The following is a 26,254-nucleotide window of genomic DNA, read 5'->3' on the forward strand; positions in this document are numbered from 1 at the left end:
ACAATGCATTCGCATACCTTTACGAATTTCAAATTTTTCTACTTTTAATCCTGCTTTTTTGCAACATTTTATGACCACATCTTTTGTTGGCACCTGGACATCTCCATGTCCGCATATATTTGCCAACGGCATTTCCAATGTATTCATTAGCCATACCAATACTTTGTTGTCACTGTTCACATCTCTAAGAACCAACCTTCCATTTGGGCGAAGACATCTCTTCACACTGTCAAAAAATGCCTGTGGATCCGGATAATCTTTCTTGCACATTTCGTAAATACCAGCATGGCTACTTTCATATCTTCCTGCTGCTTTTGTAAATTCTTTAATTGACATTTTTTTTATTCTTCATTTTTCATGCTTTTTTCTCCAATCACTGTACCTTTTCGCCTTGCATCCGCATTTCTTCATTCTTTTCATATAAGCATAAAACTGCTTATGCAATTCCCTCATTTCATCTGGTGCCTTCATAGCATGTTGATACATAAATTTATCTCCAAAACTGCTTTCAAATGTAACTGCCAGCATAATCGTTAAGAATCATTTCTCGCCTCTTACCCTAATGCCACATCTAGGATCATCATCAAACTAAATCCAAGTGCAAAGAAAAGCGTACCAATATTCGAGTGCTGTCCCTGCGACATTTCCGGAATTAGTTCTTCAACCACAACATATAACATGGCTCCTGCTGCAAAGCTCAGTAAATATGGTAATGCCGGGATTACCAGCTGTGCAGCAAGAATCGTCAGTACTGCTCCAATCGGTTCAACCACTCCTGAAAGTACACCTCCGAGAAATGCCTTTCCCTTGCTTTCGCCCTCTGCCCTAAGCGGCATGGATATAATCGCTCCTTCCGGAAAATTCTGAATGGCAATTCCAAGTGATAAAACGAGTGCACTTGTTGCTGTAATCTGTGCATTTTCAGCAAGAAATCCTGCATACATAACACCAACTGCCATACCTTCAGGGATATTATGTAACGTAACTGCCAACACCATCATCGTAGTACGGCCAAGTTTGCTTTTCGGTCCCTCTGCCTGATCACTTCCAACATGAAGATGTGGAATCAAATGATCGAGCGCTAGTAAAAACAAAATACCAATCCAGAACCCAACAACTGCCGGAACAAATGATAATCTTCCCATATTCTCAGATTGTTTAATTGCCGGAATCAGAAGACTCCAGATTGAAGCAGCAACCATTATACCTGCTGCAAACCCTGCAAGTGCACGTTGCACTGACTTGCTAAGTGTTTTTCTCATAAAAAACACACATGCTGCACCTAGTGTTGTTCCAACAAACGGAATCAGTATACCTTCAAAAATATTCATTAGCATTACATTTTCCTTCCTTGTATAATCGAAAAATTTTTCATATATATAGCAAAAATAATTCTCTTCAGCGGTATAGTAACAGTTCTATAGCTTGTTGATTATATTTTCGCTATAATCTTTCAAACCGTCTTTTTGTTAGTTTAAACTAACCACCGCATATATAAGAAACCGCGCAAAAAGTAAACTATAATTTTACACGGTTCTTCTTGTGTTTAAGTATATCACTTACGAAATCATATAACAATAGAATTCTTTCAACAATGTTTTAATTTTTTCTGAACAGTAACCTGGACAGTTTCAGCACAAAATTCCTTGGGTCATTTCATCAATCCTTCTCCCCTTCATTCGCTTCCTCCAGCATAACACTCTCCTGTACCTGTATGTCAGCATACTGGACGCGAAGAACTGCCTGAGGCCAGTTTATGCTGACCATTGCGTTTTTCTCTTTTTCCATGCCTGCTTTGCGGATTAGGTCAAGAAGCTCATTTAATACTTCTTTTGTCAGGTATCCACCCCGCCAGTGAAAAACAAGCACCTTTCCTTTCTTAGCAGCCTGCAAAGACCGCTTGTATACATCCTCCTGTTTGGTAAATGATAATTTCTTCTCTTTGTAGTAAAAATGATCATGATCATTGCAATGAGGCGCAGGCGCGATCAAGGGCTCATGATCGCGAAAGATCTGCTGATCATCCAGGTTGAAATAGTCATAGCGGATTTCCTTGTTTTCGCGATCTTTTCCCAGGCTGTTGTCAAAAGTGGCATCTAAATGATAATATGTGCCATTTATCTTCACAATATTCCAGGTGTGCCGGTATTTGATTCCTTTTTCCGGATTGTTACCGCAAATTGCGATCACACACCATACTCCCAGCGCATCCAGAAGAACCTTCACCGCTTTCGCAATGCCCTCGCATACCCCGACGCTCTGTCCAAGAGGACCTATGATCTCATGGGAATATGCTTTTTTCAGTTTGTCATAACGGACATTTTCGCAGATAAAATCGTGCACATATTTCTCTTTTTCCCACTCAGACATCTTCTGTGCCGGGCGGACAAGCTTCTCTACCCTGGCTGTCAGAGCCTTCTGATGCTCCCGGATCTTATTTTTCTCAAAAAGATATTCCGGTATGAAAATCAGGTTCGGCGAATCTTTGTAGTAACGATATTTAAAATTAGTTACCCAGAATATTTCCGGATGGTCCAGCCTCATCTGGAAAAAAATATTGTAAAGCTCCTCTCCGGAAAGTGCCGGAACCTGAATTTCATCCGATAGATTTTTCACCCCGACAAAAATGCTGTGATAAGTAGCCTGCTGGGGTTTGTTCATATGATTATAATAGTATTGTTCCATTTTTATCCTTTTAGCTTATCTGTCAGTTTCAGATATCCCTGCACAAGTAGATCTGTTACGATCAGCACAACGACTGACAAAATCAGACAATCTCTTACACTAAATTCGTAAAAAGCTGCAAAACCAGCAATCGTCCAATATACTCCAATATGCACTGCATACATTTTGGATATCTGCCTGGAATAATAGCACAGCTTATTGTAAACAAATTTCCATTTTTCTATAATCGGCATGAGAAAAAATGCCACTGCAAATACAAGGATAATGCTGCAGAAGGTTCCCACTACTTTCACAAGTCCGGGAGTTCGATACTGTTCGATCATATAATTAAAGAATCCGTCAACACCCGGATGCATTACGATGTAGATTACAAACCAGGCTGCCGCTACGATTCCGCATACCAGACCGCTCTTTTTGTAAAAAGCTCCTTTTTCATCCTCTGGTACTTTTCTGATTACTTTTGCAAAAACATATCCTAAAAATACATAACTCAGATATGGAAAAAAGCAGAAGCTTGTCTCACCTTTTCCCCCAAAGGTCATATCCAGAAGCCAGTTAAGTGCCTGATTATCAGAAACCAGCAGTTTGGTAAAAGGTGTTACGATTCCCACTATCAATGCACTTATTATGTAACCGCCAAGTTTTACATTAAATTTCCTGTACAAAGCAAGTACAAGGTAGCACATACCGGATATGAAAAAGATATTCACAAATGTAAGCATGGAATACCGACTTGCTTCAAATACTTCCCTGCTGCCTGCTACTTCTCCTGTAATAGAATTTCTAATGGCGTAGCTGACCGTCATGACTGCCGCATAGCACAAATTGCTTATGCCTTGGTAAATCAACAGTTTTATACCGTTTCTGACCATGTCCTTTGGCTGGGAATGACGTGTAAAAACACTTCCAAAACCCATGGTAAACAGATATAAGCAGGCTCCGGTAGGCATAAACAGGGCAAACATAATTTTATGTACACTTGACTCTGCCGCTGCTGCACCTGCAATTGTCTGAAAGGAATGTATAAATACAATCATGATCATCAGAAAGCCTTTTACCAGGTCAAGCTCTCTCTGGCGTCCAGTATTTACTTCTTTTTCTTTTAAAGAAAACATATTTCTTCCCCTTTTCCTTAATTTGTTCAAATATTATCTAAAAGTGCAATGTTTTTTGGATACTCCATATTAGAATATAAGTTCAGCTGCAGCTGCAATATCCTGTTATACTCATCACATCCAGGCTCAAGGACTCTTCTCTGCTCATACAAGTCGTGGTCTTCCTTGCTCATTTTCACATCAAAGCTTTCCTTTGTATGAAACTGGATTTCAATTCGGTAGTTGCGCGGATTTTTAAATTTGGTATTCACGCCATTGTATGGAAAACTGTCATTAGTCCAATAATTTTTTAATGCATAAATTTTCCAGTTTTTCTCAGACAAAGCCGTTATAACAGAACGGATCTGTTCTACATAATCTTCCGGATCCAGTATGATCGTATAACGGACTACATCCGCCAGCGAATCAAAGAAGGATTTCTCTACTCTCTGATAAAGCTTATTGTACAAGGATTTCGGTGATTTCACTCTGTACTCTAATCCTTCCAGTACGGCTTTGTTGGTTTTCGCGAACTCTACAAGGAATTTGGTTGTCTCGAATTCTGTGGATAAATAATCGGCATAAAACACTCTTTCCTCAGGAGAAAGCTTCTGAAACAGTTTCCTGTCCTCATCTGTCCATAATTCTTCGATTTCTTTGTTCAGATAGATTTTTTCAGCTGTTTCCGCAGACGGAAGGCGGTGAAGCTCTATGGAAGCAATAGAAAAAAGATCAAAACTGTGGTCTGACCGATTAGACAGACTACTGACAATTTTCCCGAAATTATCAATAATTAAATTTACCTTCCGCTCAATCAGTGTATAAGCCGAATCCGAACCGCCTGCTTCTATCACCAGCTTGCCATCTTTTACCTTAATACTTCTTACCACGTTTCTTTCAACAAATCCAACGATTTCTTCGGAATTATATTTGTCGAACTTGTCATAGCTCAAATCAATATTTGCATTTTTTAGTTCTGCCAGCTGGTTTCCAACAGCTAACACAGCTGCCAGTTCCTTCAGCCTGATAACATTTTGATTGTTCAACACCAAAGCTTCTTCTAACTGAACAGGTGCTGTACCATTTTCACCGATAAAGTGAAGCATACGGATTATGGCATATTTATGCAGATCTGATGGAAATTCAAATATATCGCCGTATTCTTCCAACAGGCATGCACTGAACAAAACATGATATTTACTCATAACCTGAAAGAACGTAAGCTCTTCTGTCTGCTTCTGAATTCCAAGCTTGTCCACATATCTATTCATAATTTCCTGATTTAAGCCAAATCCAATATGTGCAAATAGCGCTGCGGACAAAAGGCAGTAGCACTCATCTTCATTCAAATTTTCCAGTTTCTGCTTATCCATTATCATATCACAAAATTCTGCAATATCGATAAAATGCATTATAGAATAATCAGAAATATTAGGATATAACTTTTTATATTTTTCCAGCATTCTCTGGACAACTGTACAGTTATCCCGGTAGTTCCCATATAGTTTTTTTGATTTTGCTAATAAAATTTCCGAACATTTATTAACTATCATTTGGTTTATTCTCCAGTCTCTTTTCCCTGTTCTCCTCCGTTTGCCACTTTAATCAGGATAATGGCACAGAGTTATTCGTTTCTTATCCAGCTTAATTACCTCAAGATTACTTACCGTTTCAAAATAATCATTCATATTCCGAATATTCTTTTGTCATTTAAAATCATATCGAACCACAGCACAGTTTTTTACTCCAAATGCAGCATATTCCTCATTTGTCATGTCCGTAAAATAGGACTGTACCACTCTGGCGATTCCATTATGGGCAACCAGGATGTAAGTCTTCTTATCGGACTCTGCTTTTATTTCATCAAGAAGATTATAAATCCTCTGTGCCAGCCGAAGTGTTGATTCTCCGCCTTCATGACTGCATGCAAAAAACTCCTTTGCTTTCTTGAAATCCTTCCCATCCCGGGGAGTGGACTCCCATTTTCCAAAATTCTGCTCAATCAGCCTTGGTTCCACCCTGTATGGAATCCCTGTCATTTCCGAAATCAACTGAGCCGTATCTGCCGCCCTGCTAAGCGGTGAGCAGAGGATTTCATCTGCCTTAATCCCCTCCGCAAGAATCTTCTGTCCCGTCTCCTTTGCCTGCTCACGTCCATATTCTGTAAGCGGACTGTCTGTAGCCCCGCAAATTTTGTTCTCAACATTCCACACAGTCTGCCCGTGTCGGATAAAATAGAAATGTCCCATGGTTGGTTCCTCCCGTTATTTTCTTCTCATAATCCTAAGTAACTCCTGACGAATATCCTCGTTAGGTACAAAAGCTTTTTTATAAATCTGATTATAACCAAGATACCCAAAATGAATTAAACACGTAATTACAGCATCCCGACAGGAAAAACTAGTCATATCGTTCTGAAACGTAGTTACATCTACACTCACGGAATCTCCTGACAGCATTTCGATAATTGCAGATCTTAATCCATCGAAATCCATGTTGATCAATGGCACAACCGTTTCATATGAAGCAGTTTCGGACCAATAGCTTTTAAATTCTCCACGCAGCATTACACTGACAACCGCTTTTGGATTATATACTTGATAATCATTTAGCCAGTAACCGTCATACCACTTTTTTACTTTCTCATAATCCTGGTTATATTTCTCGGCAAGCGTCTTTACCTCTGCTTCCGTAAATCCGATATAAGACGCAAAATCCCCTGAACTCAACATGGTAAATTCATCAAAATTATTAAGCGCGGACTGGGTTTTCAATTTTTTAATCGGTAGAATTCCTGTCAAAAAAAGCCAGTGCTATGAATCTGGTAGGCTCAGTTCCCTTGAACATTCCTCTGAGAAAATCAATATATCGGTCCTGCACTTGCTGTTTCTGCGCCTCATCTCTTATCAGGACATCTCACTCATCAATAATTACAACAAACTTATTTCCTGTTGCATTATTAATTTTGGATAAAGCCTCAAGTAATGAATTTATATCATTCGGAAGATCATCCGGATAAAATTCCCGCAATTCCTAAATTGTCTGCTCGGTAATATACGAGACAATATTTTCCGGGTCTCCTGCCGCCATCATACACCATTGCACATCAAAATGAATCACGTCGTACTTGTTCAAATGCTCCATGAAATCTGGTTTTTTGCTGATTTTCAGATTGGAAAACATTTCACTGGAGTCACATGCTTTACTGTAATATGCCGTGAGCATATTTGCCGTAATAGACTTTCCAAATCTCCGCGGACGGCTGTTGCAAATGTACGCATTTGTTGAGTTCAAAACACTATTTGTGTATTCCAACAAACCAGTCTTATCAACATATATTTTCGAATTCAAAGCCGCTTGAAAAGCACGGTTGTCTGGATTTACAAATCTTCCCATAGATATCGCTCCTAAATAAAAAAAAGGCTCATAGCATCATTATCTTTTTATAGGATATATGATACTATGAAACCTTTTGGGGTGCAAGTGAAAGCCAGAAGGAGTTTATCTTAAAGTATAACTTATATATAAACAAGTTCATATTTAATTTTCAATTTTATAGAATAAGTTTGTATATAACCTTTAGCAGTTGCTTCTTTTTTCTTCACTACTTTGTTCTTTGTTTATACATCCAGCATTCAAATTTCCAACATACGTTGGATAATGACATTCTTTTAACTTCTTTAAATATTCTTCTTCTGTTATTATTCCATATTTAAAGATATCCATCATATCCACGCATTCAAATTCAATATATTTTTCGTCTCCAGCACTTTCTTCAACTTGCTTCTTTATCCTCTCAAAAAGCTGATTTTTTTTTCCTGTTCTACGCAAATAATTCAATTCTGATTTATACTCTACTTCAGCACTTGCAACAATAGAATGCCAACACTTTATCTTTTCATATTCGTCTACATAAATATGATATCCATTTTTTATATAAAAATGTCCTCCTGTTGTATTTGAATATATAGCCGTAATAAATATATGCGGCCGTTTTATACTATTCATTTCTCTTAAACTATTATAAATCTTTTCTTGAAAATCTCCAGGAAACATAAATTCAATTCTAATTTTTTCATCAGAAAGAACTTTAATCCTTTTTGTAGTAGATAAGTCAAATATTTCTGTTTTATCCTCATTTATAGCAACATAAGCATTGCAGTTAATATTAACTGCCACTGCGGAAGAAATATTTTCAACATCAACAAAAAAATGGCATCTTGAACGAATTGAGTATTCGTTCGTAGGCGGTGTATAAAAAAGTCTCGGTCTCTCTAAACAATATTTTGGATTAGAAAAATACAATACAGGTTGCAATGACATTCTATGTTCATTTCGCATTTCTGCAATTTGATCCTCATTATTTTTTATCATCTTTCCATTTTGCCTAAGTGTTATTATTACTGTAACCACAGAAATAAGTGCCAAAACAAACGATAAAACCGACAATATAATATTAATAGTATCCGATATATTCATTTTAGACTTCTCCTAATAGTAATTTTTGATTATTAAGATTTCCCAATTCATTTTCGATAATTTTTCTATATCAATTATCAAAAGTCTCTGTATTCTAAAGCAAATTTAAACGCAATGCTCACTTCTGCATTTACTTACATCCCTTCCTTAATCGCTCCCATCACCGTCACATCCGCCGGTAGCCATTCTACAGTCCCCAGTTTCTCCTTCGTCAACCACTTTGCGGCTTCATGCTCTTTCAGTACAAGATCTCCGCTCACGATCTCGCACCAGAAGCAATCCATGGAAAGGTGAAAATCTGGATAGTCATATTCGATGGTATCAATTAAATCTCCCACCACAATCTCTGTATCAAGCTCCTCCATAATTTCACGTTTTAATGCTTCCTGTTGTGTCTCGCCAGGTTCTATTTTTCCACTGGGGAATTCCCAGCCGCCTTTTAAGGGACTGCAGCCACGTTGGGTTGCAAAAATAATAGGTTCGCCTTTTTCATTAACAGCTTTTATTACTGCTGCGACTACTCTAACTCTTCTCATAAGTTCCTTGTTGAAACGTAAATATGCATCTTCTTTAGTAATTTCAGACATTTAATCCCATTTCATAATGTATATCAATTTAAGGTTCCAATATCCTCAACTTTAATATAGTTTAAGATAGCAGGCGCAGCATCCCATCCCCTTAAATAACTTATTTCAGAATTATACACACATTTTTCTATTTTTCCCTTTAGTTCTTCAATATCATTTACGCCAAATAATACCTCCATTTTTTTACAATATCTACGTGACTTCATTCTTTCCCATTCTAGCCCTTTATTTTCAACATAAATATAACATGTAGGAAACCAACAAGTGCCATACCAAATTCGCTCATTTTTAGGAAGATCATAGGCATTACAAACCTGATATAAAAATAAATCTGCTTCTGCAATTGCTTCTGCCGTATATATCGGAAATTTTTCTCTTTGACTGCAAATAATATTGCCAACTAAAGTATACTTATCTTTCATTTGAGACATTGGCTTATAATGTTCTTCAATGACAAAACTATGATGTCTAAATGTTGTATAATTAGTTTGTTTAATTTCTCCACCAAAAAGACTGTTCTCTAAAAAATATGTATATGTTAGCAATATATTTATTGCCTCATAGTCTTTAATATGACGTAAATAAGCAATAACACAGATGAACAATTCCCACAAAAGAATTTTATATACATCCAAATCATTCTTATTTGCAGAATATGCCTGTGGATTAAATGTTTTTACACAAGTTAATTTGTTATATAAGTACTCAAAAGATTCTGCAAGCGTCTCCGCATAATTGCTTTCGGTTTCGGCAATCGTTTCTACAAATTCCAAATATATATCACGTACTGTTTTTGTATTTAGGAAATTATTATATGCTTCTTCTGGTTTTACATTACAAATATAATAAGATTTTAAAACCTCAATATATGCTTCTTGAAATCTTGCTATGCAGCTCTTTCGTTTAATTGATGTATTACCTCCTCTGATTTGACGAATCAAATCTTTTACTGGAAAAAAATTAGTCTTTTCCTCATCCAACCATTCTGGTTTCTTTCCAAGAGGTGGTTTTACAAACTGAGGTTTTTCATATATATTTCGAAGAAGTTTCTCATATTCTTCCTCATATTTTTCCGGATTCGAAAGATCAATATATATTCTGGTTTTTATATAAGTTGGTACATATTCCTTTCCCTCTTCATCTCGCTCTGCAATAATTGGGATGAACTTTTCTTGTCTTGCATTTCCGTACACTTCACTGGAAATAATTACTGTTTCATCTCCTACACCTCCAGTACGGTCATTTGCTTTCTGTGCGTATGCTTTATCACAAATTATGAGTACTTTTGTAATACTCGAATCATTAACACACCTTTCCATAAATTCATATTTATCATTTCCCTCTTTCAAATCCCATTTGTCAAGGACGACATCTACCCCATGGAAAACCAATCTGTTCGCAAGCTCAAGTACAAGTGCATCACTACTCCATGAATATGATATAAATATTTTGGGAATTTTATCAATCTGCAATGTCAGCACCTCCAAATTTAACCTTCATCATTATCACAAATAATCACATCAAATATTGCCTCTTCCACTGTTTTAACACACTCATCCGTATATTTCTTTATATCTTCTCCCCAAAATCGGATAACAGTCCATCCTTCATAGTTTAACTTTTTATTTATCTCGTCGTCTCGCTCCATGTTACGTGATATTTTCTTAATCCAGAATTCACTGTTATTACTATTCTTTAATTTCAATTCTAACTTTTCCCAATCTTTTCCATGAAAAAATTCTCCATCGCAGAATATCGCAATCTTATATTTTGTCAACGCAATATCTGGACTTCCAGGTAATTTTTTGTAATTTTTCCGATACCGATAACCTTTATTCCATAAGGCTTTTCTTAATATAACTTCTATCCTGGTATCTTTTCCGCGAATATTTTTCATATTCTTATGCCGCTGTTCTTTTGTTAAAACATCAGTCACAAAATCACCTCAACAATCAGCTTTCAATTAACTTCGCCAATTTTTCTATTTCATTCATTTCCTGCCGGACATTTATACTCATTAAAGATTTAACATCAATGAGAATTCCCTGTATTTTCTGATATTCTTCTGAATTATCCTTCCAATTACTTATTGCTTCTCCTATTTTAAGCATCTGGGAATTATCTGGACATTTCCTTTTCAACGAATCAAAAGGCATAAGAAATGCATTATACACCCTCATGTTATCTCCATGTTTTTTCTTAAATTTTTTCTCAGTAGCTACATACTCCCCATATGTAATCTGTTTATTAATTGATGTTGATTCAGGAAGATCCCTGGTATTTCCAGTTACTCCGTATTTATAATACTTTGCATCAAGAATGTACACATTTGTTCCACTTATCATAATCGTATCTGGTTCAAGAGAAGCATTTTCATGTTTCGTCTTATCAATCCACCATGAAGTCTTCGGAAAATAATCAGCTTTATTTTCTATACCGAATACTTTATCAATCATTTTTTCCCAGACATATTCAAAGCGATAAGTTCCGTATCTATAAGTCTTGTCAGAATTTCTATCTCCCTCAAAATCAATAATTGCCAACATATGTCTAAACAATATGCGATTTTTATCATTATATGTATTTGCAAGCTTTTCTTTAAGAACCGAACGGAAGATTCTGTCCCGCTTTATAATTCGTGGTTTTTCTGGCATTATTCTGGTAAAAAGCCATCCCATTTGTTCAAAACTCTCATACACACAATACTCATGTATTAATGTAATCAGTTCATTTTCTTTAACACGATCGTTCTTTGTTACAAAATCCAGATAAAATACATCTGTACCCTGTACATAAGACTTCTGAGTTTTTATTGTTCTGTTCCAATTTATTTTTCCTTTTTTAGCAACTTTATATGAAACTTCCTGTTCTTTATAATAACCTCTTGCAAAAAAATCTTTTATAAGATATAAATATGACTGCAACGGAAATTCCATTTCATCAAAAGCATTTCCTTGTCTAAGAACATCTGATTCCTTTCGCTTTGTATTAGCCGAAAGTGTTGTAAATAGTAACATAATGTCCTTGCGAAGTTCATTGTCGTCTTCAGATATATGATAACCTATCGGAAAGTTGATACTAATATCGCCATCACTACATCTCAATCCAACAAATGTATCCTTTTCACAATTAGAATTCACTCTGCACTTGCTTCTTATATCAACTTTCCTCAAAAAATCACCACCTACTTTTCATCATTTTCTATATTTCGCTGCTTCATTTTTAAAAGCATCTTCTCATAGACTTCTGTTCTCAATACAGATTCCAATTTATCAGCTTCACTTGTTTCATACTTACTAACCACATCCTCCAGAGATTTACAGCTCTCATTAAATATTACTGTCGGATCCATTCTAAAAGCATTATCCCATAGATGTTTAAGCACTTTTTCAGAGAACTTATCTGCATCCAATTCTTTTTTCTTTGCAAAATATATTCCCAAACACTTATCTGCAGAGCTTACCATGTCAGTATTACTATCAATAATCATATCGTTAATTACAGTAGCAAAGGTCCCCCAACTTACTTTTGTACCATCAATCATATCTTTTGAATGTTCAGATTTTTCAAAATTATTCTCTATCTGTCTTGTACTCCATCTTCGCAAGAACGCAGTATCCAGTGTAAACACATTCTGATCAGCCGTATTCATTGTTGCCAGAATGTTCATATTGGAAGGAATCCTTACCGGGTGATTTTCATCCCCATATACCTCTTTTGCAACATCATAATTTGAAATTCCATATTCACTCTCCCCAACTTCTTCTGCAGGAAATTCATCCTCATCTTTTCGATCCAGTAACTGAAATATCTCTCCAAATATTGCAGGTGCATTGCCACGATTTAATTCTTCTATAACAAGATAATAATGATTACTGGGATCTTCTTGTGCTTTCTTTAACATTCTGGTAAATGGTCCTGGTGTAAACACATATTTTAACTTCTCATTGCCGTCTTTATCTTTTTCCACTCTCGGCAATATCTGCCCCACAAAATCTGAGTATGTATAATCGGGATGAAAAACAACCCTTTCCATCATTTTTTCATCATTACAATATTTTGTTTTTATTTCATGGCTTTTACCAGATCCTGGGACTCCATACAAAAGTATATTTTCTGCTCCTGTTTTTCTCTCGCCTAAAACTTCTTTTTCTTCTTTTATCGCATTCTCATCTGAAATATAAATACCATATGAATTCTGTTCAAGACATCTGTATATATTCAAAGCCTTTTGTAATTCTGTAGAGTATGATTCATTTATTCCAGCAGCTTTAACTATATCCAATGATTTGAATGCCTTTTGAATAATGTTTTTTCCGTACTTTATTCCGAAAATATGGATAGAAGCCACTTGCATTTTATTTTCTGCATTACTATACATTTCTTTAAGAATGTTTCCTAATTCCGAGATTGTAAAATTTCTATTTTCAACTTTGGAATCTTTAATTTTAATATATTTCTTTATATCAACTTTCGTATTAGTCGGTAATTTGTAAAATTTGTTGTTTAGCACAGAAAGATGATACTCTCCATTATTTTCATCAGCTGCTCTTATTCCAATACAATCATAACTCAACCTCTCTTTATGTTTCAAGATCACCAGAAAGTCTCCGGTGTGTAACAACTTTCTAAACTTAACAAAATCCACATCATCACTAGTAATCAATGAAAGTTGTACTTGATCTGCCTGTTCTTTTCTCCTACTTCTTACCACGCTTGCACAAACACAACTTTTTTTATTTTCGTCAAAAATGATTCCGCTTTTCTCATCAGCCTCTAAATATGAAATATTGTCCTGGTAAATGTAAAGTGGGATCTGTGTTATAAAATATTTTTTTAACTGTTCATCTTTTTCACTATAATCGCAGTTAAAATAACCATCAGCCATGAGATACGGGAACATATTCATCTGTTCTCCAGATATTGCTATGTGTGTCTGATTAGTTGTTCTCCCCTCATCCAGGGTATTAGACGCTTCCAGTCTTTTTACCAGTATTCCATCATATTCGTTTGCAGAACACTGTGGAATTATATTCTTTATTACTCTTATTGCTTCTACAAAATTCATCAAGCATTACCGCCTTTCATATAGCCTTTTATCACTTGTGCTATTGCCCTTCCCAAAAGTGGCGGAACAGAATTTCCTATCTGCATATATGTCTTCGTATATGCCCCTCTGAAAAAATAATCATCAGGATAAGACTGTACTCTTGCCGCTTCTCTTGGCGTTAATCCTCTTGCCTGGGTAGGATGTATATACATATTGCAGTCAAATTTCATATGCGCAGTTATCGTTTTACAAACCTTATCATTTTCCAGTTTAAAATATTTATCCTTAAAAATTCCATTTCTTCTGGCATAAGGCATGATATCTGCTATTTTAGGGTCATCTGAACGATCTCCCGGTTCCATTCGTCCAAAAATTTCAATATCCCTGTCATTGTTGTATCTGGCCTTATGATTTGAAACCACATCAATTACTCTGCCTTGATTAATATAAGAAATATAATCATTTGTTTCAGTACAATAATTCTTTTCTATTTTGTATCCACTTTCTATCGAGCCGCTTTCTGTAGAGTTTTTCACTCTTGAAGCTTCCAATTTCCTAAGTCCAAATAAAGCATCACCCAGATTATATTCCGGTATCTTTTCGCTAAGTTCAAATATCTCATTGAAGATTTTCTCATTATCAATTCCAAGACAATTACCTATATATATTAGTCTTTCACGATTTTGAGGCACTCCGAAATTCTTTGCATTTAGTATATGGCACTCTACAGAGTACCCGATTGCACGGAAATCATCTTTTACCTGTTCTGCTACAGATTGCATCCCTTTGACATTTTCCATGACAAAAAATTTAGGCTGAACTTTTTTTACTGCTTCAACATAACTTTTATAAAGATGATTTCTCGGATCGTCTATCAGCCTCTGTCTGTTAGCCATACTAAATCCCTGGCAAGGTGGTCCACCAATAACAATGTCAGCACTTCTTCCATCCAGCAATTCATCAAGCTCGTTTACCACATCTTTTATGTTTCCCAATATAATATGGTCTCTGGGTGTCTCCGGATGGTTATGTGCATATGTATCCACACAACAATCCTGGATATCATTTGCCAAGGTAGTAACAAATCCTTCCTGTGTAAATCCTAACGACAACCCACCTGCTCCGCAAAACAAATCTATCATCTTTAGTGAATCATCATTAACATTTTTTCTGGCGTTTTCAATATAAGTATTACAATATTTGCTTACAGGACATTCATAACACTGCTGTACATTTTCATTACATATAACGGATAATCTTCTGAATGCAGTCATAACTTCTGCATCGTTCTTTACCTCGTCCTTATATAATCTGGCCCTTGCATTAAGGAAGTCCTCTTTTACAGTTTTCGTTACTCTTTCAATACAAATTTCTATATTTTCCTGCTCTTTACTATCAAGTCCTGCTTTTACAAACGCAGTAAACTCACATTTATCGTTTTTGTATTCCATATCAGTCTACCCACTCTCCAAGATTTATAAATGTACTCTTTACCGATTGGGCAACAGCTCTTGACACATTAACTGTAACTGCATTCCCAAATTGCTTATACGCCTGGCTGTCAGACACTGGAATCACAAAAGAATCTTCAAATCCCTGCAATCTTGCACACTCGCGCGGCGTAAGTCTTCTTATCCTTCCCTTTTGTGTGACATAATTATCCTGACATGCTCTGTGCATCTTCGCCATAGTTGCACATAAAGGTCTTGCAATCTCAAGATCTATTTCTGATTTTGCTTTATATCCACCAGTTCCATTAGATAATATTGTGGGTAATATTCTATCTGACAAAAAATACTTATTATCAACTTCCGGCTCTAATAAATCCTGTAAAGTTTTTTTAAGTTTTTCTTTTTGCGGAAATATGAATTTTGCATTCTGGTTGTCAAAACACACTATGTAAGTTCTATTTCTTGTCTGTGGTATTCCATAGTCGGCTGAATTTAATATATCACAAAACACATTATATCCGAGCACGTCTTGTAATACTCTGTGTATTTCTTTATATGTTTTTCCATTATTATGAGTCCGTAAAGAGCGGACATTTTCAAGAATAATCGCTTTCGGCTTCTTTCCTCTTTTAATTTTATCATCCACTATTTCTGCTATTCTAAAAAACAAGGTTCCTCTTGTGTCCTCAAAACCTTTTTGTTGTCCCATCATACTAAAGGGCTGGCAGGGAAATCCCCCTATAAGAATATCACAGTCTGGTATAATTTCTAATGGAATTTCATTTATATCTCCTAAAACAATATGATCACCAAAATTAGCCTTATATGTCTGTACCGCGTACTTATCAAAATCATTTGCCCAGACAATATTATAACCGGTATCTGCAAAACCTTTATCAAGTCCTCCAAGTCCGCTGAAGAGTGATACAACATTCATCTATTCTTCCTCCCCAAGCTTATTATTTTTTATGTACTCTCTGATCCATAACCCAATTTCTACAGAAGCAGTTTTTCCTTCTTTACGCAATAATGTCATAAATTCATCTTTTACTGTCGGTTCAATTGATATTTCTATTTTTGCAGTTTTTATTCTTCCTGCAGGTCTTCCGCAATTATTTTTCTTTATATTCGTCATTAAAATTTCCTCCATTTAATATAGGTATTATATAATGTTTTTATCAGGGTGTAAATAGATTCTTTTATATAATTTTCTGTATACACTTTTCATCTTGTTTGCTATAATATATACAAAATTAAAGAAGGGAATATATGCACATGTATAAATTAATTATTGATCTATTAAATAATTTTCTAAATTATATACATATTCCAGGTACTCCACTTAATCCAGATGTTTTCCAGGGTGTATTTGTGAAGAAGCTTTCCAATCAGAATATTATAAAAGAGAAACGAAGAATCAGCGCCAATAATACTATTCTAAAAGTCAACCAGACACATATAGATGTCACAGGAGAACAAGCGAAATTATTTTTCTTTGAAGGTCTGAGTAATACTACAACTCCTCCTCAGAGTATTGACATAGATTTATATGATAATAATTTGAGCTATCTTTGTGCTATCAACAATCCTTTAAGCCGTCTCTCTTCAGATGGAAACACATATTTTTTTCGCCATTCAATTGATGTGCCACCTTATCTATCAAATTGGGATTTAACCCTTCACAGTTCTGCATACAAAAAATACGGACACAAGGGCACGCAAGTTCAGATTAATATACCAGATTCGAAAGAAGCCTTTACTTTACTCCAAAGATATGCCTTCCAGGACGATGCTCTTGTCATGCTGAGATATGATTATTTGCGCTACCTTGCCATACTCATCCCCTCAGAGTTGTGCAATCACCTATATTCTATTACTGACACACATGGTTCTCATAATATAAACTTTGCAGTACTAAATCCTTCATATAATTCAGCATTAGCAATTCAATTACAACATCAAATCATTTCAAAAGATGTCATGTATGACGATGCTAAAACAATTGCATTGCAAAATACCCTTAATAATACCCCGAATGCTGGAACAGATATTGAAAGAATTGTAAAAACACGCGTTTCACAAGGCTCCTTTCGAAGACTACTTCTTCTTGAACGCCATCACTGCAACCTTTGCAATATTTCCACAACATCGGTATTACGTGCAAGTCACATTAAAGAATGGTCTGAATCTTCCAGAGAAGAACGTATAGATGCAAATAACGGTTTACTTTTATGTGCTAATCATGATGCTTTATTTGACCGCCACCTAATATCATTTAACCCTGATACCGGAAATATATGTATCTCAGAATCAATTGACAATGAACAGCGAAAAGCACTAAGTATTTCAGAATCAACGCAGCTTTCTATGGGCGAATGCATGAAATCATATATGCGTATACACTATAAAAAATTTATAGATAAAGAAAATCAATAGTTTCATTATTGCGAGATGTGACCACATACATCTCGCAATATTAATTTGTTTATAACACTCCCTGCTTCCACATTTCTTCCGCCACACTCACATATTCCTTACTATTCTCCACAATCCCAATCTTCTCTTCCCACGTAAGATTTCTCTTAATCTTCGCAGGACTTCCCATTACCAGGGAGCCGTCTGGGATGATGGTGTTTTTGGTGACAAGGCTTCCGGCGCCGATGATGCAGTCGCTGCCGATTTTGGCTCCGTCAAGGATTATGGCGCCCATTCCAATTAAAGTGCGGTCACCGATTGTGCAGCTATGGATTACAGCATTGTGGCCGATTGTGACATTATTCCAAATATAGACTGGCAGGCCTCGGCTGACGTGGACTGTGCAGTTTTCCTGGATGTTGGTTTCCTCACCGATTACGATTGGCGCGTCATCTCCGCGGATTACGCTGTAGTATAGCACGCAGCTGTCGCGACCGATTGTTACATCACCGATGATTACGGACTGCTTCGCAATTTTTGCCGTTTTATCTATTTTTACATTCTTATAGTTCATTTGTTGTTGCCCGATCTGATGATATTTTATGGAATGAATATCAATCTATTTTCATTAATAGTAACATACAAAAAAGAGATTGTATATTCTTTCATTAATATACAACCTCTCAATTTCAATTCACAAGTTACTATTCGCTCTTGATCAGCAGCACGCTTCGCAAAGCATAGAAGTTCATTCACATGATTCTGCGCCGAAATTCTCGTTTTTCCTGTGAACTTTATTCACCTAAAACGCTTCTCAGAACGTTAACAATAAGCAGTAACTTACTTGTTTCTTTTTCCCTTACCTAAACAATATCCCTGCTACTTTCTCCAGTTCCCGTCGTTCTTCCACATCATCATAGGACTTCTCCCTGTCGTCTAGTCCTTTCACCACATTTATTGAAAAAAGCCCTTCTTTGTTACAGTAGAAGAAAATTCTCTTCACACCGTTGATTTTAAACCTAGCTTCAGCATTTCCTTCTGGGTAGAGTTTAACCATTTGCATGCGGTCTGAAGATGCAGCTGCGATAAAGGAAATGTAATGTTTTTTCGTCATATCATGATCAATGCAGACGAAGTATTCGTCTTCTACTTTTTCGATAAAAATTTTATGATTCTCGTCAGTTTCTTCTGGGACCGCGGGCGCCAACTGCACGCCGTGGCAATGTATGACAGCTTCGCCCATGGTATGGATCACATTGCCGCATACAGGGCAGACGTAAAATTTTGAGCGGAGCATGTTGGCTGACACATTTGCATTACTCACGGTACTGCCAGAGATCAGTTCTGTGACAGATATGGAAAAAGCGTCTGCAATTGGCTCCAGCAGCGTAATATCAGGATAGCCTTTTCCCGTCTCCCTTAATTAAAGATATTGTTGGGTAAAAAAGAAAGGTCAGTCGATTTTGCCGATGAAGCGGTAGTAGATTTCTACTTCCTGCTCACGGCTTCCGTCCTCGCCCTTGACAGCTTCGTGGACGGTTATTTTTTCAATTAGAGTGTTCAGAAGTTCGGCGGTCAGCTCCACAGGGTTGACATACTGTTTCATCAGGGCAATCCACTTTTCAGCATCCGCTGCGGTCTGTACGGCGGCTTCCATCGTTTCGTGAAGCTGTCTTATTTTTGTTTCAAGCTCCTTTTGCTCGTTCTGGTACTTCTCGGACAGCATATTGAAGTTATACTCGGTTATGCGTCCGGCAGACCAGTCCTCATACATTTTAGCAAACAGCCCGTCAACCTCGGCTTTACGCTTCTCTGCCTTTTTCAGCTCCGCAGCCTGCTTTTTCTTCGCAGAGTTTCTTTCCCTGTCGCTGGCATTGAGCAGGCGTTTCAGCAGCTTGTCCTCGTCTTTCTGTGCCAGCATAGACCAGTATTGCAGTCTTGCAAGCACATAGGCATACAGTACATCATAGCGGATATAGTGCATGGAACACTGGCGTAATCCCTGCCCGTTCTTGCTGCAATGGTAGTACCCGTATGGGTTCTTATTCTGCTTGTTTTCCCCATAGGCTAAAGACCATCCGCAGTCTGCACATTTTATCAATCCTGCGAAAATCTGTGTCGTACCGTTTCTGCGTTTCCTGCGTCTGCTTGCAATCAGCTCCTGAACTTTTTGGAACACTTCTTCAGAAATGATGGCTTCGTGGGTATTTTCCACACGATACCATTCTTCCTGCGGCTTCCGCACCTTTTTCTTGTTCTTGAATGAAATGTTGCTCTGCTTGTTGTGAATGCTGTGACCGATGTAGGTTTCCTCTTTCAAAATGCTCTTGACCTGTGCTATCGTCCACGCATAGGCTTTTTCTGCGGGCGCACCGGCGTAGATATTGGCGAAAGTCCCGTATCTTTCATAGTTCAGCCAGCCGGGGGTAGGTACTTTTTCCTCCACCAGAATCCGTGTAATGCTGGCGGCTCCACGCCCGTGTACAGCAAGGTCAAAAATCTTCTCTACAATCCAGCGTGTTTCCGGGTCGATCAGAAGATGACCTTTTTTGTCCGGGTCTTTTACATAGCCCAGCGGTGCATAGGCTCCATAGTGTGCGCCATTGGCAAATCTTGTGTGCATGGCAGCCTTGACCTTTTTGCTGGTCTGTCGGGCGTGCATTTCATTCAGGATGTTTAAGAACGGTGCAAGCTCGCTTTCTCCGTTGATGGTGTCCACATTGTCATTGATGGCAATGTAGCGTACTCCCTTGCTGGGGAAATAGATTTCCGTGTACTGACCGGTCAGGATATAGTTTCTTCCCAGACGGGATAAGTCCTTTGTGACAACGCAGTTGATTTTCCCGTCTTCGATGTCATCAATCATCCTTTGGAAACTTGGACGCTCGAAATTTGTCCCACTCCATCCGTCGTCAATGTACTCGTCTACAACGGTCAGCCCATGCTCTGCGGCATACTGTCTAAGCATCATGCGCTGGGTCTGGATACTGCCGCTTTCCCCCTGTAATTCATCGTCACGGCTCAATCTCAAATATAGTGCAGTGTTATAAATCGTTGTATTGTATGGTTGTTTCACGGTTAAAAATCCTCCTTCTAAAAGAAACAACCCACGCTTATACAATACTCGCTGGTACAAGTATATCATAAGCGTGGGCTGATTGACAGTCGTTATTCCGTATTTTTTCAGGAAGCGGCGGCAGCGTGCTGGATCACATCTTCCAGCAGGCTGTCAAGCGGCTTCCCATCCTGTGCGAAATGCTCCGATACCTTGATACGGACTTTCCCCATGACAAAATACTGGGTGCCGTCTTTTTCGGTAAGCAGGGTGCCGCTGTTTTTGTTATTGCTCTCGTTTTTGCTTTTTGCCATAGGCAGTTACCTCCATAAATGAAATATGCCCGACAAGGGAATGTCAGACAGGTGTACAGCCGCAGACTGTCTCCGTGTCAACCAAACCGTGTCAACCGGCAGAAAAGACTTTGAAAACAATCCATAGGCGCTCTATTATTACTTTTTACTTTTTCTTTGATTTCTTGGTTGACATGGTTGACAAAGGAGAGAAATGCCCCAAATATCAGGCTTTTCCCCGTCAACCGGCTGTCAACCAAAGCGTCAACCAAACTGTCAACCGGTGGCTTTTCAGAATGGAAGTTCCATTTGCCGGGCTTCTTCTTCCGTGATTTCCTGAAAACCGTCCCCCTCCGGCGGAGCTTGGTTGACACGCTCCCAGCCTTTTTGAGAACCGTATTTCTTATACCGCTTCGGGCTTTTGTAGGCTACCCAGCCCTGTATGATGCCGCCCGCAATGCCGGTATTCATAATCTCGCAGATTGCCCGTGTCTCCCAGTCTGCCGGGGAATTTAAGTTCCCCAGCGCTTCCTCATAAAGCTGCTTGGAACATACCCTGTCGCCGGTGTAGTCCTCCAAATAGGCGTAGATCATGCCGGCCTGTGTGTCTTCCTGCATAAAGTCCTGCTGGTGGGCGTTCAGGTATCGGTTCATTTCCATGCTGAATGACAGCTTATACTTCCCACTGCGATAAACCGTCATGGCTTCCGCCCACATCTGTTCGATATACGCCCTCGCCGCCGCTTCATCGTCCAGTATGTGAACCTCCGCCCGTTCCGGGTACACCGTCACGGGGAGAAAGCGCCGGTTGCCGGTGCGATCACGGGGCAAAAAGTCCTGCCGGTTGGTCGTCCCTCCAAATACACATTGCCGCAGCCGGTCTGCCGGATGTGTCTCATACGGCACTTTGTAGGTTTCTTTCTGGCGGCTTAAGAATGACTTGATTTCCTCAATACTCTTGGCGTTGGCTGTGGCAATCATCTCCGACATCTCGATAATCCAATGCCCTTGCAGCTTGCGGTACACATTTTCATCGTCCAGCTTTTTCAAATCGTCTGAAAACCATTCGTCCCTGCCTGCCAGCAGCCGGAAAAAGGTAGATTTCCCGGCTCCCTGACCACCAACCAGACAGAGCATGACCTCAAACTTGCTCCCCGGTCTGAATACCCGCCGGATGGCTCCCATCAGGAACAGTTTCAAGGCTTCATAGGTGTATTCGTCCGTATCGGCTCCCAGAAAGTGATGCAGGGCGTAACGGATGCGCTCTGTGCCGTCCCATTGCAGGCTGTTCAGGTAATCCCTGACTGGATGGTAGCGGTTTTCATTGGCAACAATCTTGATGGCGCTCTGCACCTTTTTCTCGCTGGTAAGCCCGTAATTTTCTTCCAGATACAAAAGCAGGTAGTTCATGTCCATGTCGGTCAGCGTGGTACTGGTGCGCTCCCAGCCCAGCGGCTTCACAATGTCAATCTGCTCCGTCAAAAGGTTCAGGCGCAGCGCCCCGCGAAACAGAGGGTCACGCTGGAACACCGTCAGGCAGTTTCGGATGCTGTTCTTCACGCCGCCTTTCTGCGTCCCCTCTAATGTTTCCCGGATTTCTGCCGGTGTCTGCGCCGGTTCCATTGTGTCCATCGTCCTTTTGACCGCTTCCTGCGTTTCCGGCGGCAAGCTCTGAAATTCGCTGTTCAAGCCGCAACACCTCCTTTCCCTGTGCGGCGATCAATGCCGCTTTTTCTTCTATTTCTCCGTATAACAAAATATCCAAAAGGTATTCTGTGTAGCTTATCCTCTGCAACGCTTCCACAAAAAGAGGATGCCAGATGGCATCCTGCGGCTGTGGGGCGTGTGCTGTTTTCCAATGCTCCAGCAGGCGCAGATAATCGCATAGCACCCGGAAACAATACCGTTCCGTTTCCTGAAATCTCTGCTCCGCTGATTTTTGTCGGGGCTGTGACCTGTTGTGACGCTTCCTATCTGGCGGCGCATTGCCGGATTTCTCATAGGAAACGCCGAAGTCCTCCGCAAGCCTGACCGCAGCTTCCCGTTTCCCCAATCCATGCAGCAAAGCGGCCAAGTCGATCACATCCCCGGAAGCCCCGCAGCCGAAGCAGTAAAAGCGGCTGTCCACTTTCATGCTGGGCGTGCGGTCATTGTGGAATGGACAGCAGACCATGCCGTTTCTCCCCACCCGGATTCCATAGAATGAAGCAGCCTGCCGGGTGGTAACAGACTGTTTCACCGCTTCAAATACATTCAAATGCTCCCTCCATAAAAATACTGGTAGCGGTAAAGCTGCCGGTTATATCATAGCTCCATCTCATGTTTCTTTCTCTGTACTGCCTGTGGCTGCTCCCTCCGGCGCAGTGCGGTATCTACGGCGTTCTGCACCTGCCGTAGCCGTATGACTTCCTCCCGGAGTGGCTTGTGCTGCGGAGACAGTTCGGCATACTCTGTTTTTAACTGTGCGTATTCCTGTTTCCATGCTTTCAGGGCAATGGGTTTTCCGTCCAGTTTTTCTTTCAAAATACGGCGGGCGGCATAAAACAGCCGTAACTCCGCATCGTGGGATGTTTCAAATTTCTCCCTCTGTTTCTTAAACTTGATATTGTTCAATTCCGTATGAACAGGTTTTAGCCGCTGGTAATTCTCGCCCTCCCGTATCAATTCCTGCAATTCCTTTATCCGGGCAGATTTCTTTTTCATGGAGTCGCTTAACGCTTCAAATTCTTCGTTGACAGAGGAAAGACGCTCCTGCAAATCCTCTAATGTGAGCAGCTTGTTTTCCGTCAGATAATTGACGGCTTCGGCAAACTGCTTTAAGTTTCCGGTTCTGGCTTTATTGCTCCATGCCCCTGCGTTGCGCTGGTTGTAATAAGCGATCAACAGGTCGGCAAGGCTCGGTGTCTGCGGTTTGGAAAGTTCTTCTTTTACCTCTGCCATCCAGACAAACAGGGCTTTGATCTTCTTCCTCACATCCTGCATGAGCCGGTTGGTGGCTTTAATCCAGCGGTTCAGTTCCCCTTTCTCGGTGCGGATGCCCTTTGCTTCCATCTGCCGGACATTAGCTCCCTCGTGGACAGTAGGTATCAGGTCAAGCCCCTGCCGCACATAGGAACGGTGGTCGATACGCACATCCAGCCCTTTTTCCTCAAATTTTGTATTAACGGCAGCCGCCCACTGCTCCCGCCAGTGTTCCAGCGTTTCCGGCTCATGCCAGTCTGTTGTATGGACAGCGTTAAACATATAATCGCCGTTTTTATCCCGGATTCGGTTTCCATCTTCATCAAGAAGATATTCCCGACGCTGTTTTTGTCCCCATGTGCCATCCGGGTTCAAAGGGCGCATGGTTGTCATCACATGAAAATGCGGGTTAGGGATGCCGCCGTCCTCTTTCTCCGGGCTGTGAAAAGCAAGGTCGGCAATCATGCCTTTTGTCACAAACTGCTCCTGTACGAACTTCCTCGCCAGCTCCATGTTTTCTTCCAGCGTCAATTCATTCTGCATGGCAATATCAAAGGAATAGGCAAGCTGTGCTTTTGGATGTTTCTCGCAGTTCTCCACAGCATTCCAGAGGGTCGCCCGGTCAAGATATATTTCCGGCGCATGGGGCGGCAGCATGATTTCCGAAGCGATCACGCCGCCCTTTTTGGTGTAGTCGCTGACTTCTCCATAGTAGCTGCTGTAAAGACGCTCCCCGGCTCGATAGGCTGCGCTGGCAATGGCGCTCTGACCGGCGCTGCGCTTGATCTGTGCGATTGAAAAATGATAAAGTGCTATCCTTAGTCACCGCCTTTCTCCTGCCCGGAAATACGGGCGTGGTTCTCTGTGGCAGACCGGATGAAATGCTCCGCCTGCGGCAGATTCAAAATGCTTTCCATGAGGGAATAAAATTCCGCTTCGGATAGCTCCTTTGTCTGTGGTGCAATGCTCTCAATAGCTGCCCCACGGGTAATCAGCCGGTGCGTCCTCTGTTTCCGGGAACCGCTTTCCAGATACGCCTGCCGGTTTTTCAAACGCTGCATTTTCCGTTTTTCCTGTTCCAGCAGGACAGTGGTTTTTTCATATTCCTGCTTCAACTGTTCCAAAGATTTTTCCATGTTCTCACATCCTTTGCTGATAAGATAAAGAAAGACCATCCGCAGACAGTCCGTGTGTCAGTGCTTCTATAAAACCCGATGAAAAGGGAAAACCGCAGAGCGGATTTCTCTTTGCGGCGGGTACACAGGGGATAGCCGCTTTAGCGGCGCAAGGGGGTGTAGCCACCTTGTCGGAGCGAAGCGAACGCAGACCTCGGATTGCTGATTTTATCAGCGGCAGAGGTAAGCTCCGCAGGACGCACGATACATGGTCTTTAGACTATGTATAGAAGTGCGCCCTTAGTTCCTAAGGGATTTTGCCGTTTCCGGCAGTCTTGTCCTTTTTCTTGGAACGCTTGGAAAGATACTTCGGGCAGTCAACCACAACCGCCCGGAAGCTCTGTTTACATTCGTGCTGGCATTTCCGGCACAGTTCGTTGTAAGTGATACGGCTGCGGTCATTTAAGAAGAAAGACCATTCCAACCGCCGCTTGTTACTCATTCTTGCCATAACCGGCTCCTTTCTCCGTTTCTATCTGATGTACGCAGATAGGCTGTTTTGATGTAGCGTCTCGGTATCATTTTTAAGTTTTTTTCCCTCTGTATGCCCCTTTGGAAAGTGCGGCAGTATTGCAAGTCAGGGAATGATACCTCACGCTTATTTGTCGCTTCCCGGTACGGTTTCGGAGCCTTTTGCCATCCATTCAAAGAAAGCAATTTTGCTGACCTTGATAAGTCTGCCCCTGCGGAACGCTGGAAAGCCGGGTGTGTGTACCAGCTCATAGGCGCTCGCTCTTGAAATTCCCATAATCCGCTGAATGTCCGCCACATCCAGAACCAGCGGTAAATCCTCGTAGCTGTTCAATCTCTTTTTATCGTTCATTCTGTTCCTCCCATAAATCAAATAGGTTAAAATGCTTCCTGTTGCCGTTCTCCCCAAAAGCCGTTTTCCTGCCCCATTCCTGCGGTGTTTCCCTGCATTGGTGCGCCGAATGCGTCACTTCTCCTGCCGGTCATATCCCTTTTGGACGGTCATTCACTTGTCAAGGTACTGTGCGGTACGAAATTA

The 26,254-nt window shown here is 40.0% G+C and carries 28 protein-coding genes; 1 reads left to right on the forward strand and 27 read right to left on the reverse strand.

Features of this window, described 5'->3' with window-relative positions:
• From AB5706_RS05870 to AB5706_RS05950, 17 genes are all read right to left on the reverse strand, one after another.
• Nucleotides 1-336, reverse strand: a 336-nt coding sequence (locus AB5706_RS05870) for a methyltransferase domain-containing protein (RefSeq protein ID WP_368365938.1), incomplete at its 3' end; no start/stop codon positions are given.
• 218 nt (nt 337-554) lie between these two features.
• On the reverse strand, nt 555-1,337 hold the full coding sequence (locus AB5706_RS05875; protein ID WP_195380191.1) for a ZIP family metal transporter: 783 nt from the start codon (nt 1,335-1,337) through the stop codon (nt 555-557).
• 322 nt (nt 1,338-1,659) lie between these two features.
• Nucleotides 1,660-2,685, reverse strand: a complete 1,026-nt coding sequence (locus AB5706_RS05880) for a transglutaminase domain-containing protein (protein ID WP_195380190.1) — start codon at nt 2,683-2,685, stop codon at nt 1,660-1,662.
• A gap of 2 nt (nt 2,686-2,687) precedes the next feature.
• Complete coding sequence (locus tag AB5706_RS05885) at nt 2,688-3,800, reverse strand: heparan-alpha-glucosaminide N-acetyltransferase domain-containing protein (RefSeq protein ID WP_294429380.1); 1,113 nt, start codon at nt 3,798-3,800, stop codon at nt 2,688-2,690.
• A 26-nt stretch (nt 3,801-3,826) separates the two neighbouring features.
• Nucleotides 3,827-5,332, reverse strand: coding sequence for a hypothetical protein (locus tag AB5706_RS05890; RefSeq protein WP_195380189.1), 1,506 nt, complete (start codon nt 5,330-5,332; stop codon nt 3,827-3,829).
• A gap of 153 nt (nt 5,333-5,485) precedes the next feature.
• The gene (locus AB5706_RS05895; protein WP_148462467.1) at nt 5,486-6,028 is read right to left on the reverse strand and encodes a histidine phosphatase family protein; all 543 of its coding nucleotides are present in this window, start codon (nt 6,026-6,028) and stop codon (nt 5,486-5,488) included.
• Nucleotides 6,029-6,043: 15 nt separating this feature from the next.
• Nucleotides 6,044-6,511 carry a hypothetical protein gene (locus AB5706_RS05900; RefSeq protein WP_472515474.1) on the reverse strand — a complete coding sequence of 156 codons (468 nt, stop codon included), beginning with the start codon at nt 6,509-6,511 and terminating at the stop codon, nt 6,044-6,046.
• A gap of 301 nt (nt 6,512-6,812) precedes the next feature.
• Nucleotides 6,813-7,175 (reverse strand): AAA family ATPase, encoded by a 363-nt coding sequence (locus AB5706_RS05905; protein ID WP_330382700.1) that lies wholly within the window; start codon nt 7,173-7,175, stop codon nt 6,813-6,815.
• Between the two features lie 183 nt (nt 7,176-7,358).
• The gene (locus AB5706_RS05910; protein ID WP_173715608.1) at nt 7,359-8,258 is read right to left on the reverse strand and encodes a hypothetical protein; all 900 of its coding nucleotides are present in this window, start codon (nt 8,256-8,258) and stop codon (nt 7,359-7,361) included.
• 134 nt (nt 8,259-8,392) lie between these two features.
• The gene (locus AB5706_RS05915) at nt 8,393-8,794 is read right to left on the reverse strand and encodes a (deoxy)nucleoside triphosphate pyrophosphohydrolase (protein ID WP_173715609.1); all 402 of its coding nucleotides are present in this window, start codon (nt 8,792-8,794) and stop codon (nt 8,393-8,395) included.
• Between the two features lie 74 nt (nt 8,795-8,868).
• The gene (locus AB5706_RS05920) at nt 8,869-10,317 is read right to left on the reverse strand and encodes a toll/interleukin-1 receptor domain-containing protein (protein ID WP_179962504.1); all 1,449 of its coding nucleotides are present in this window, start codon (nt 10,315-10,317) and stop codon (nt 8,869-8,871) included.
• Nucleotides 10,318-10,334: 17 nt separating this feature from the next.
• Complete coding sequence (locus tag AB5706_RS05925) at nt 10,335-10,781, reverse strand: very short patch repair endonuclease (RefSeq protein ID WP_173715610.1); 447 nt, start codon at nt 10,779-10,781, stop codon at nt 10,335-10,337.
• 16 nt (nt 10,782-10,797) lie between these two features.
• Nucleotides 10,798-12,018, reverse strand: a complete 1,221-nt coding sequence (locus AB5706_RS05930; RefSeq protein ID WP_173771611.1) for an LlaJI family restriction endonuclease — start codon at nt 12,016-12,018, stop codon at nt 10,798-10,800.
• Between the two features lie 11 nt (nt 12,019-12,029).
• Nucleotides 12,030-13,913 carry an McrB family protein gene (locus AB5706_RS05935; protein ID WP_226815681.1) on the reverse strand — a complete coding sequence of 628 codons (1,884 nt, stop codon included), beginning with the start codon at nt 13,911-13,913 and terminating at the stop codon, nt 12,030-12,032.
• Nucleotides 13,913-15,346, reverse strand: coding sequence for a DNA cytosine methyltransferase (locus AB5706_RS05940; protein WP_173715612.1), 1,434 nt, complete (start codon nt 15,344-15,346; stop codon nt 13,913-13,915). Before AB5706_RS05940 ends, AB5706_RS05935 begins: the two co-directional genes overlap by 1 nt.
• Nucleotide 15,347: 1 nt before the next feature.
• Nucleotides 15,348-16,283: a DNA cytosine methyltransferase gene (locus tag AB5706_RS05945; RefSeq protein ID WP_173718412.1), complete on the reverse strand. Its 936-nt coding sequence runs from the start codon at nt 16,281-16,283 to the stop codon at nt 15,348-15,350.
• A complete protein-coding gene (locus tag AB5706_RS05950; protein WP_173715614.1) occupies nt 16,284-16,481 on the reverse strand; it encodes an antitoxin in 198 nt (65 codons plus the stop codon).
• 140 nt (nt 16,482-16,621) lie between these two features.
• On the opposite strand from AB5706_RS05950, the gene AB5706_RS05955 reads away from it, so the two are divergent.
• Entirely contained in the window at nt 16,622-17,782 is a 1,161-nt protein-coding gene (locus AB5706_RS05955) for an HNH endonuclease (RefSeq protein WP_368365940.1), read from the forward strand.
• Between the two features lie 49 nt (nt 17,783-17,831).
• Here the strand turns inward: AB5706_RS05955 and AB5706_RS05960 are convergent, their stop codons facing one another.
• The 10 genes from AB5706_RS05960 to AB5706_RS06005 all read right to left on the reverse strand — a co-directional run bounded on the left by AB5706_RS05960 (nt 17,832) and on the right by AB5706_RS06005 (nt 26,068).
• Nucleotides 17,832-18,335, reverse strand: a complete 504-nt coding sequence (locus AB5706_RS05960; protein WP_368365941.1) for a gamma carbonic anhydrase family protein — start codon at nt 18,333-18,335, stop codon at nt 17,832-17,834.
• A gap of 285 nt (nt 18,336-18,620) precedes the next feature.
• Entirely contained in the window at nt 18,621-19,004 is a 384-nt protein-coding gene (locus AB5706_RS05965) for a hypothetical protein (RefSeq protein WP_173715617.1), read from the reverse strand.
• 210 nt (nt 19,005-19,214) lie between these two features.
• Nucleotides 19,215-20,906: a recombinase family protein gene (locus tag AB5706_RS05970; RefSeq protein WP_005936058.1), complete on the reverse strand. Its 1,692-nt coding sequence runs from the start codon at nt 20,904-20,906 to the stop codon at nt 19,215-19,217.
• 38 nt (nt 20,907-20,944) lie between these two features.
• Nucleotides 20,945-21,130 (reverse strand): hypothetical protein, encoded by a 186-nt coding sequence (locus AB5706_RS05975; RefSeq protein WP_004849804.1) that lies wholly within the window; start codon nt 21,128-21,130, stop codon nt 20,945-20,947.
• A gap of 270 nt (nt 21,131-21,400) precedes the next feature.
• Complete coding sequence (locus AB5706_RS05980; protein ID WP_009321442.1) at nt 21,401-22,741, reverse strand: virulence-associated E family protein; 1,341 nt, start codon at nt 22,739-22,741, stop codon at nt 21,401-21,403.
• A complete protein-coding gene (locus AB5706_RS05985) occupies nt 22,626-23,366 on the reverse strand; it encodes a CHC2 zinc finger domain-containing protein (protein WP_035110550.1) in 741 nt (246 codons plus the stop codon). Before AB5706_RS05985 ends, AB5706_RS05980 begins: the two co-directional genes overlap by 116 nt.
• Nucleotides 23,367-23,413: 47 nt before the next feature.
• Nucleotides 23,414-24,886 carry a MobQ family relaxase gene (gene mobQ, locus AB5706_RS05990; protein WP_074104019.1) on the reverse strand — a complete coding sequence of 491 codons (1,473 nt, stop codon included), beginning with the start codon at nt 24,884-24,886 and terminating at the stop codon, nt 23,414-23,416.
• 2 nt (nt 24,887-24,888) lie between these two features.
• Nucleotides 24,889-25,206: a DUF3847 domain-containing protein gene (locus AB5706_RS05995; protein ID WP_008816380.1), complete on the reverse strand. Its 318-nt coding sequence runs from the start codon at nt 25,204-25,206 to the stop codon at nt 24,889-24,891.
• Between the two features lie 286 nt (nt 25,207-25,492).
• Complete coding sequence (locus tag AB5706_RS06000; RefSeq protein ID WP_004614949.1) at nt 25,493-25,696, reverse strand: hypothetical protein; 204 nt, start codon at nt 25,694-25,696, stop codon at nt 25,493-25,495.
• A 147-nt stretch (nt 25,697-25,843) separates the two neighbouring features.
• Nucleotides 25,844-26,068, reverse strand: a complete 225-nt coding sequence (locus AB5706_RS06005; RefSeq protein WP_005362423.1) for a helix-turn-helix domain-containing protein — start codon at nt 26,066-26,068, stop codon at nt 25,844-25,846.
• Nucleotides 26,069-26,254 lie beyond the last annotated feature (186 nt).

Source organism: Ruminococcus sp. RTP21484sp1_RTP21277st1_D2_RTP21277_210401 (assembly GCF_040924225.1).
In the GTDB taxonomy this organism is placed as follows: domain Bacteria; phylum Bacillota; class Clostridia; order Lachnospirales; family Lachnospiraceae; genus Blautia_A; species Blautia_A faecis.